General features: G+C 59.6%; 5 protein-coding genes and 3 pseudogenes. 3 read left to right on the top strand and 5 right to left on the bottom strand.

The genetic code is table 11. From position 1 onward, the window contains the following. Positions 1-406 (top strand): annotated as a pseudogene (locus tag NW835_RS05945) (IS630 family transposase); the annotation flags it as partial. A 1,130-nt stretch (positions 407-1,536) separates the two neighbouring features. On the opposite strand, the pseudogene NW835_RS05940 reads toward NW835_RS05945, so the two are convergent. Both NW835_RS05940 and NW835_RS05935 read right to left on the bottom strand, forming a co-directional pair. After that, positions 1,537-2,640: pseudogene (locus NW835_RS05940) on the bottom strand (CHASE2 domain-containing protein); the annotation flags it as partial. 114 nt (positions 2,641-2,754) lie between these two features. Then, positions 2,755-4,893 (bottom strand): polyribonucleotide nucleotidyltransferase, encoded by a 2,139-nt coding sequence (locus NW835_RS05935; RefSeq protein ID WP_414385619.1) that lies wholly within the window; start codon positions 4,891-4,893, stop codon positions 2,755-2,757. 184 nt (positions 4,894-5,077) lie between these two features. Here NW835_RS05935 and NW835_RS05930 point away from each other — a divergent pair, with 184 nt between their 5' ends. Continuing rightward, the gene (locus tag NW835_RS05930) at positions 5,078-5,200 is read left to right on the top strand and encodes a hypothetical protein (RefSeq protein WP_414365516.1); all 123 of its coding nucleotides are present in this window, start codon (positions 5,078-5,080) and stop codon (positions 5,198-5,200) included. A gap of 182 nt (positions 5,201-5,382) precedes the next feature. Next, on the top strand, positions 5,383-7,023 hold the full coding sequence (locus NW835_RS05925) for a 2-isopropylmalate synthase (protein ID WP_414365522.1): 1,641 nt from the start codon (positions 5,383-5,385) through the stop codon (positions 7,021-7,023). Positions 7,024-7,047: 24 nt separating this feature from the next. On the opposite strand, the gene NW835_RS05920 is transcribed toward NW835_RS05925, so the two are convergent. From NW835_RS05920 to NW835_RS05910, 3 genes and pseudogenes are all read right to left on the bottom strand, one after another. After that, on the bottom strand, positions 7,048-8,079 hold the full coding sequence (locus NW835_RS05920) for an ABC transporter ATP-binding protein (RefSeq protein WP_414385622.1): 1,032 nt from the start codon (positions 8,077-8,079) through the stop codon (positions 7,048-7,050). A 132-nt stretch (positions 8,080-8,211) separates the two neighbouring features. After that, positions 8,212-8,415: a phycobilisome linker polypeptide gene (locus NW835_RS05915; RefSeq protein ID WP_414365520.1), complete on the bottom strand. Its 204-nt coding sequence runs from the start codon at positions 8,413-8,415 to the stop codon at positions 8,212-8,214. Between the two features lie 166 nt (positions 8,416-8,581). Next, a pseudogene (locus tag NW835_RS05910) lies at positions 8,582-8,796 on the bottom strand (allophycocyanin subunit beta); the annotation flags it as partial.

The following is an 8,796-nucleotide window of genomic DNA, read 5'->3' as shown; positions in this document are numbered from 1 at the left end:
TCCAAGAAGAGGAGGTGCAAAGAGAACGACTAGCTTATAGTCAAGAAGGCAGGGATATTGCAGCCGAGGACTTGATTGCCCTCGACCAGACAGGGGTATGGGAGGGAAGAGAACGGGGAGGAGCTCGCAGCTTACGGGGTCAAAGAGCTTAGCATTATCGTCAGAGATGTAAGGGGGAAAAGCATACTGTTATTCGAGCTATTTCCCTGAGAGGTGCGGTTGGCCGTCGTGTCATCAAGGGTGGAATGAGGAAAGGGGATGTTTTGGAGTCTTCGAGAAGTGAGTTATGTCTGAAGCTAGAGGAAGGTTGTGATTATTAACTATCCATAAGAGTTGGGCAGTTGAGGAATTGATTAGGGGGATAGGTGTGCGAATCCTATACCTGCCTGGGCATGCGCCGGAGTTGCTACTGTACCCCTTAACTCTTTAACAGGCTGTATCTCAAGCTCTGGGGGAAGCTATGCCTGTGGTCTGCTGGGGCTGGGCGACCAGCTAGGCAAGAAAGAAGCCTCAATGCAGACAAAAGTTCCCTTTTCCCGGTGTTGTCCAAGTCTTTCAAAGTGGCATCTCCCAGTGCAGCTCGACGTAGGTATAGCCCTCCGGGGTGTGGGTGCGATGCCAGGATCCCTTGGGCAGGTAGCGGGCAATGGTATTCATGGCCTTGCTGCCATAGCCGCCACCGGGGCTGGGGGCGTATTCTACGCCGTCATTGATGACCGACAAGCAGCAGTGGCGCTCCTTTTGCACCAACGACACCTTGACGAAGGAGGCGTTGCCCTTGGGAGGTTGCACATGGGCGATGACATTGCCGATGGCCTCTCGCAAAAAGCGCAAGATATCCTCCCGTTGGTCAAACCACTCGCTAGTATTGGGCTCCTCCAGAGGTTGCAGATGGCGCTCCACAGGCAAGGTCAGGCTGCCCGTCCGAATCAGCTCGTCCAGATAGGTGTCAATGCCCCGGTGCAAGCCCTCCCGCAAGCTAGGGGAAATGCGCAGCTTGGTGGCCAGGGTGCGCACATCGTTAAGCTGCTCGCGAATGCCTCGCCCGATCCTTTCCAGTTGTTCCAGCAGACGATCGTAAATGGCAGGATCGGGATCCTTACCCTGCTGCTGTTGCCATTGCAAGCTTTCCAGCTCGTCCATCACCACCTTCAGCTCCTGCAGCTCACGATCGTGAATGTCGGTGGCAATGCGGTAGAGCAGCTTGCGGGCTTGGTCGATGGCGGCCTCCTGCTCGGCCCGGCGCAGACGCTCCAGTTCCTGTTGTTGGGCCAAGAGCCGCTCCTGGTTCTCCAGGATTACCAAGGTCAGAAGCAGGCTCACCCCCGCTAGGCCGACAGCCAAAGCCGGCAAGGTCAGTGGCCAAATCCAACGCCACAGCAAAAATTGGGTTACGGCCCACCCCTCATAAGCGGTCAGCCCCACCACCGGCCAGAGGAGAAACCGCTGTTGTTTCCAGTCCCGGCAATTCTGTCGCGGGGAGGGGCGATAGAGCACCAAGCTCAGGCCCGTTCCCGCACCCAGCAGGAAGACAACCCCCGCCGCCAGCCCTGCCGGCAGGGATCGGTACACCTCTCCGGTGAGCAGGCTCGAGAGGATTTGCGCTTGCAGCTCGACTGCCGCAATCTGGGATCCATCCACCGTCCGCACCGGGAAGGTCTCCGGGTACCCCCCCACAAAGCCCACTAGGACGATTTTGTCTCGTAGTTGGTCGGCAACTTTGGGGTCGAGGGGAGGGATCCCTTCTTGGCCGCGGCAGGCTTGGCCGGGGCTGAGCGTTGGGGAGCCAGATCCCGTCTGGGAGATCACCGGCGGACAGATCTGCTCGATGGGAATGATAGGGATGCTGTGCTGGGATCCAAGGGGGTTGAATTGAACTGGCTGCAAACCCCGTTCGCGCAACCAGCGGCTGGCCCGCTCCGGGTCGTACTTGGCAAAAGCCAAGGCCTCCGCCGAGGCAAACATCTGCTCCTTCTGGCTGTCGCGGCGTAGGTAAAGCCCCCGCAACTGGGCCTGGCGCAGGATTCCAGCCCCGTCCAGGCGGTGTTGCACCACTCCCTGGACATGTTCCGGTGCCACTAAGTACTCCAGCCGCAGGGAGGAAAAGGGCAAAAAGTGGTTGTAGATGTTGATCTCAGAACGGCCAAAGCTCTCACTGCTGCGGGTAGCCAAGACCACGCGATCTGGGTAGCGCTGGATAACCTGACGCAGGGGAGCATCCAGGTCCTCGTTACCCAGATTCTGCGGCACCACAAAGCTACTGGGCAGGTTTAACACCACCACCCTGGCTTTGGCCTCTTCCAGTAGGCGCAAGGTCAGGCCAGCGTAGTTAGCCCGTTCCAGGAGAAAGTCAACATTGTGCTGGCCATCACCATTTTTTCCCTGCCCATCGCTGCGGCCATCGATGCCGATGATCACCACCTCCGGGGAAGGCTGCTGAGGGCCGCGCCAAGCGTAGAGCCATTCCTGGGCGTCGCTCTCCAGCCGCAGCAACAAAGGGTGCTGGGCAGAAAGGTTGAGCAAGGTGGCCCACCCTAGGCCCCAAGCCAAGGCCCAGCCCAGTCGCCGCCGAGAGGGAGACAGTTGCTTTTGAGGATCACGCCCTTGGCCAGCGAGAAGGGGAGCAGCGAGATTCGGCATAGGGGGCTGTTGAGGCCAACAAGTTGAAGAGTGCCTCCTCTGCCATCTTGGCCGCCGACAACGGCCGGCGAGAGGATCCCTTGCCCACCCAGTTGCTGGGGAAAGACCGCAACTTCAGGGGTGATGGTTGCGCACCCGTGCCGCCTCCTCGGGACTAATGCCGAGACGGGTGAGGTTAACGCGGCCCTTGTGGTCGATGCTGCGCACCTTGACCACCACCTCATCCTCCACAGCCACCTCATCTTCTACCCGGGTAACGCGGTACTCCGCCAGTTGCGAGATGTGGATCATGCCCTCTTTGCCGGGCAAGAACTCCACAAAGGCGCCGATGGGGATGATGCGGGTCACCTTGCCCAGGTACACCTGCCCCTCTTCTACCCGCCGCACTAGGTTTTCGATCATCGCCCGCGCCGCTTCTGCCTGGCCGCCTACCGAGGAGGATACGGTGATCGTGCCATCGTCGCTGATGTCCACCTTGGCTCCTGTCGCTTCCGTGATGCTACGCACCATTTTGCCGCCAGGGCCGATGATCTTGCCGATATCTTCCGGATCCACCTTGAACGTGAGCAGACGGGGAGCCGTTTTGGCCAACTGGGGTCGAGGTGCTGGGAGAACCTCCAGCATCTTGTCGAGGATATAGTCACGCCCGGCCTTAGCCTGCAGGATGGCTTTCTCCACCACATCCACGGTGATGCCGGTAATTTTCATGTCCATCTGCAAAGCGGTGATCCCGGCCCGCGTGCCGGCCACCTTGAAGTCCATATCCCCCAAAAAGTCCTCGATGCCCTGGATGTCGGTGAGGATGCGCACCTCGTCCCCTTCCTTAATTAGACCCATGGCTACACCGCTGACCGGCGCTTTGATCGGCACCCCGGCATCCATCAAGGACAGAGTAGAGCCACAGACGGATCCCATCGAGGTGGAGCCATTGGAGGAGAGCACCTCCGACACCACCCGCACCACGTAGGGAAACTCCTCTTCCTTGGGCAGCACCGGCACCAAGGCCCGCTCCGCCAGCGCCCCATGTCCAATTTCCCGCCGTCCTGGCGAGCGTGAGGGCCGCACTTCTCCCACGGAAAAGCCGGGGAAGTTGTAGTGGTGCATGTAGCGCTTTTCGTCCACCGGGTGCAGATCGTCCAACTCCTGGGCATCGCCAGGGGTACCTAGGGTGGTGATGGAAAGAATTTGGGTGAGGCCGCGGTTGAACAGAGCGCTGCCGTGTACCCGCGGGATCAAGCCTACCCGGCAAGAGACTGGCCGCACCTCGTCTAGCTTGCGCCCATCTACCCGCACCCCCTCCTGCAAGATCTGCTGGCGCATCAGCTTTTTGGTCAAAGCCTTGAACTGGTTGTCCAATTCCTTAGGATTTTCCAGGAGGTAGAGCCGCAAGGGATCCCCCTCTGGCCGTTCCTGGATCTGGGCCTCCAGATTGGCCTTGATCGCCTCCAGTTGTTGCTCGCGGCTGGTCTTGTCTAGGAACTGCCTAAGGATGGAGCGAATGCTCTCCTGGGCGTGTTCCGCCACAAAGGCAATCAGCTCCTCGTTTTGGGGGGGCGGGGGCAGCTCCACAGGGGTGATGTTGAGATCGGCAAAAACTTGCTGTTGGGCCTTGAGCAGCTCTTGAACGGCCTCGAAACCGAACTCAATGGCCTCGACCACGTCCTTTTCCGGCAGTTGGTTGGCGCCGGCCTCCACCATGATCACGCCGTCAGCACAGCCAGCCACCACCAAATCCAGATCGCCGGCCTCGATTTCGGCATAGGTGGGGTTGAGGATGAACTCATCTTTAACCAAGCCAACCCGCACCGCCGCCACCGGGCCGTTGAAGGGGATGCGAGCACCATGGATGGCCAGCGAGGCCCCCAAAATACACAACACATCGGGCGGCACCTTGTCGTCCACCGAGAGGGTAGTGGCCACGATTTGCACATCGTCCCGCAGCCATTCTGGGAACAAAGGCCGCAGGGGCCGGTCTATAAGACGAGAGATCAGGGTGGCCCGCTCCGGTGGCCGACCTTCCCGCCGCAAGTAGCCTCCTGGGATCCGCCCGGCAGCGTAGAGCCGCTCCTCATAGTCCACCAGCAAAGGCAAGAAATCGACACCGGCCCGGCCGGGTTGTCGCGTAGCCGTAACCAAGACCGAAGTTTCCCCAGAAGTTAACCAGACTCCGCAACCTGCCTGGGGAGCCATCAACCCAATATTGATGTCAATTTCCCGCCCGTAAAAGGAAATCGACCGAGTATATTCTGCCATGTAACGCTTCGCCTTCTTTTTTTCTTGCCGCTATCGTAGCATTCTCTTTTTGCTTTGTTCTTTGGTGGTAGAGAGTTGGGGCGTCGCCAAAAACTGTTTTTCTGGCTCTGGCCAGGGATCCGCAGCAAGGCCAGGGTATAGGCCAGATGCTCGCTCGAAGCCAACCTAAGGGGCGCCTGTGCTGATGCTAGAGCCGCTGACCCCTGCCCAAATCAGGGCCTACTTGGATTGCATTGGCTACGTCGGCCCCACCCTGCGCCAGATCCACCTGGCCCACCTGACGAGAGAGAATACGAACACCTGCTGACCTGAGCCTTCGGGATCCGCCTTCCCACAACCTCTTCCGCCCCCGAGAGAAAGATGGCAAGACCTACAGCCACTCCGACAGAAGCCCGCCAGCTCTCTTCCAAACCCGATCCCAAACTCCATCCAGCAGTGCCAGAATAAGATGTCAAAATAAAAAGCGCTGTTTCGTTGTCCGAAAAGATTATGGATGCTGCGGCGGTTTCCACATTTGATGGCCAAGCTCTGGATCACGTGCTCATTTTCGACACCACCCTGCGCGACGGGGAGCAGTGTCCCGGCGCCACGCTGAATACCGAAGAGAAGCTGGCCATCGCCCGGCAACTGGCCCGGCTGGGGGTCGATATCATTGAAGCTGGGTTTGCCTATGCCAGCCCCGGGGACTTCGAGGCGGTGCAGAAGGTGGCCGAGCAGGTGGGCACCCCCGACGGCCCTGTCATTTGCAGCCTGGCCCGCGCCCTCAAGGCCGACATCGAAGCGGCAGCCGAAGCTCTTAAACCCGCCGCCAAGCCCCGTATCCACACCTTTATCTCCACCTCGGACATTCACCTCAAGTACCAGTTGCGCAAGACCCGCGCCGAAGTGCTGCAAATTGCCGAAGAGATGGTGGCCTACGCCAAGTCCTTCGTGGACGATGTGGAGTTCTCCATGATGGACGCCACCCGTTCCGATCCGGAGTTTCTCTACCAGGTGATCGAGGCAGCCATTCGGGCCGGCGCCAAAACCATCAACATCCCGGACACCGTCGGCTATGTCATGCCTGAGGAGTTCGGCCAACTGATCAAGGGCATCCGCGAGAACGTGCCCAACATCAAGCAGGCCATTATCTCGGTTCACGGCCACGACGACCTGGGAGTCTCAGTAGCCAACTTTCTGGAGGCGATCAAGCAGGGGGCACGGCAAGTGGAAGTGACCATCAACGGTATCGGCGAGCGGGCCGGCAACGCGGCGCTGGAAGAGTTGGTGATGGCCCTGCACGTGCGCCGCAGTTACTTCAACCCCTACTTTGGCCTGCCGGTGGACTCGGAAAAACCCCTCACCCACATCAAAACCCAGGAGATCTACCGCACCTCCCGCCTGGTCTCCAACCTCACCGGCATGTTGGTGCAGCCCAACAAGGCCATTGTCGGTGCCAACGCCTTTGCCCACGAATCGGGCATCCACCAGGACGGCATGCTCAAAAACCGCCAGACCTACGAGATTATGGACGCCCAGACCATCGGCTTGCAATCGAGCACGCTGGTGCTGGGCAAACACTCGGGCCGCAACGCCTTCCGTACCCGCCTCCGGGAGTTGGGCTTCGAGCTCTCAGAGCAGGATTTGAACAAAGCCTTCCTGCGCTTCAAAGAGCTGGCGGACAAGAAGAAAGAGATCACCGACCTGGATCTGGAGGCAATCGTCAACGACGAGACCCGCCCGGTACCCGATCTCTACCGCCTGGAGCACGTGCAAGTGGTGTGCGGCAACCACGAGGCTCCCACCGCCACCGTGCGCCTGATCACCCCTGAGGGTGAAGAGCGGGTGGACGCCGCCGTGGGCACAGGTCCGGTGGACGCGGTGTACAAAGCCATCAACCGCATCGTCAACATCCCCAATAAGTTAATCGAGTTTTCCGTCCAGTCGGTTACCGCCGGCATCGACGCCATGGGGGAAGTCACCATTCGCCTGCGCCACGAGGATCGCGTCTTCTCTGGCCACGCCGCCAATACGGACATCATCGTTGCCTCAGCCCAAGCCTATATGAACGCCCTCAATAAGCTTTACGCCGCTCTGCACGCGGCCCGCTCGACGGCTGAGCAACGGCAGGCTGCCACCCAGAAGATCTGATGGTCTGCCGCCAGGAGTGCTCCTCTAGGAGCGGGCTGCAGGGATCCCTTCCGCAAACACCCGCCTGATTACTTCCTCGATCGGCGGGTCTGTTACCGTCAAGTCCAGCACCTCCAGATCCGCCAGGAGCTGGGCGACCGTCTGGGTGAGGTGTTCCCGCCGCACCCACAGCCGCACCTCACAGCTGCTGCCGGGATCCCCCTCGCTGCGCAGCTCTCCATAGACTTGCAATTGGGCGAGGGGGCAGGGGCGAGCCAATTCCAGCTTCACCTCGCGATAGGGGGCAAAGCGCTGCCGCAGCTCCTCGAGGCCGCCATCGTAAATGAGTTGCCCGGCGCTGATCACCAGCACCCGTTCACAGAGCGCCGTAATGTCGGCCATGTAGTGGCTGGTCAACAAGACTGTTGCCCCGTAGCGGCGGTTGTAGTCCCGCAGAAATTGCCGCACGGCGGCCTGAGCGTTAACATCCAACCCCAAGGTCGGCTCATCCAAAAACAAGATCTGCGGGCGGTGGATCAGGGCCGCCAGCAGTTCCGCCTTCATCCGCTCCCCCAGAGAAAGCTTGCGCACTGGCTGCTTCAGCTTGCCCTGCAGGTCGAGCAGCTCCGCCAACTCCCCCACTCGCTCGCGAAACTCCTTTTCCGGGATCTCATAAACGGCAGCGTTAATCCGCAGAGAATCTATGGCCGGCAGATCCCAGATAAGCTGTTGCTTCTGGCCCATCACCAGGGTGATCTGCCGCAAAAAAGCTGGCTCCCGCCGGTAGGGCATATGGCCGACCACCTGCAGCGTGCCCCCGGAAGGGTAGATGAGACCCGCCAGCATCTTGAGGGTAGTGGTCTTGCCTGCCCCGTTCGGCCCCAAAAAACCCACCACCTCCCCCGGCTGAATCTGGAAGCTCATGGATTGCACCGCTGCGATGTAGTGATAGGTACGGCGAAAAAAGTGGCGCAACGTACCGACCACCCCCGCTTCCTTAATGGCTACCGGGTAAACCTTGCTCAGGTCGCGAGCCACGATGATCGGCTCAAGTCGGATTGGCACGTCAGACGACATAGCTCCTCCCCCCCCCTAAAACAATCAGATCCGCTAGCCCAACTTCAAGGGCAAACCTCCTGAGGCTGGGCATGTCGGATCTGGCTGGGGGTATTCTCAGTATGGAGGAGAAACAGCAAACAGGCAGGGGAACTACAGCAGTCCTACGTCTATCCCAGGCTTGCCGGCAACCAGCTCCACCTTCAGGATACGGCCACCCGACTTTTGGATACGCTGTTGCTCCCGAAACCAGTTGTCGTAGGGCACTAGCTTCGTGAAGTAGGTATTTTGCAGCTCCCGCTGGGTGCGAATGCGGGTTTGGCTGGGCACACAGGCCGTGATCTTAAACAGGCGCATGATAAAGGATCCCTGTTGACAGCAAAGTGAACTGACTTGACCAGCAAAACAGGCGACTCACCTCAGAAAGCTCGCGTACCCCAGTTAGCACACCAGATCCCTGCGGCAAATCGCCTGTCATGCTCGTTAGACAATGAACCTCACGCCAAGGCAATGACGCTGGCAGTTAGCTCAGGCCAGAGCAGATGTAGTCGAAGTACACACCCATTTCCTTGCCGGCTTCAGGCCCCACCAGGGCAGCGGTTACTTCTTTCATGGCTTGAATCGCCTGAATGGTGGCCCCAATCGGCACTCCCAGCGAGTTATAGGTCTCTTTGAGGCCGTTGAGCACCCGCTCGTCGAGGATGGAGGGATCCCCAGCCAACATGGCGTAGGTAGCGT

This window comes from Synechococcus sp. OH2, from assembly GCF_047462155.1.
Taxonomy (GTDB): Bacteria; Cyanobacteriota; Cyanobacteriia; order Thermostichales; family Thermostichaceae; genus Thermostichus.
Note: the sequence above shows the minus strand (reverse complement) of the source record. Positions and strands in the feature narration are given on the sequence as shown.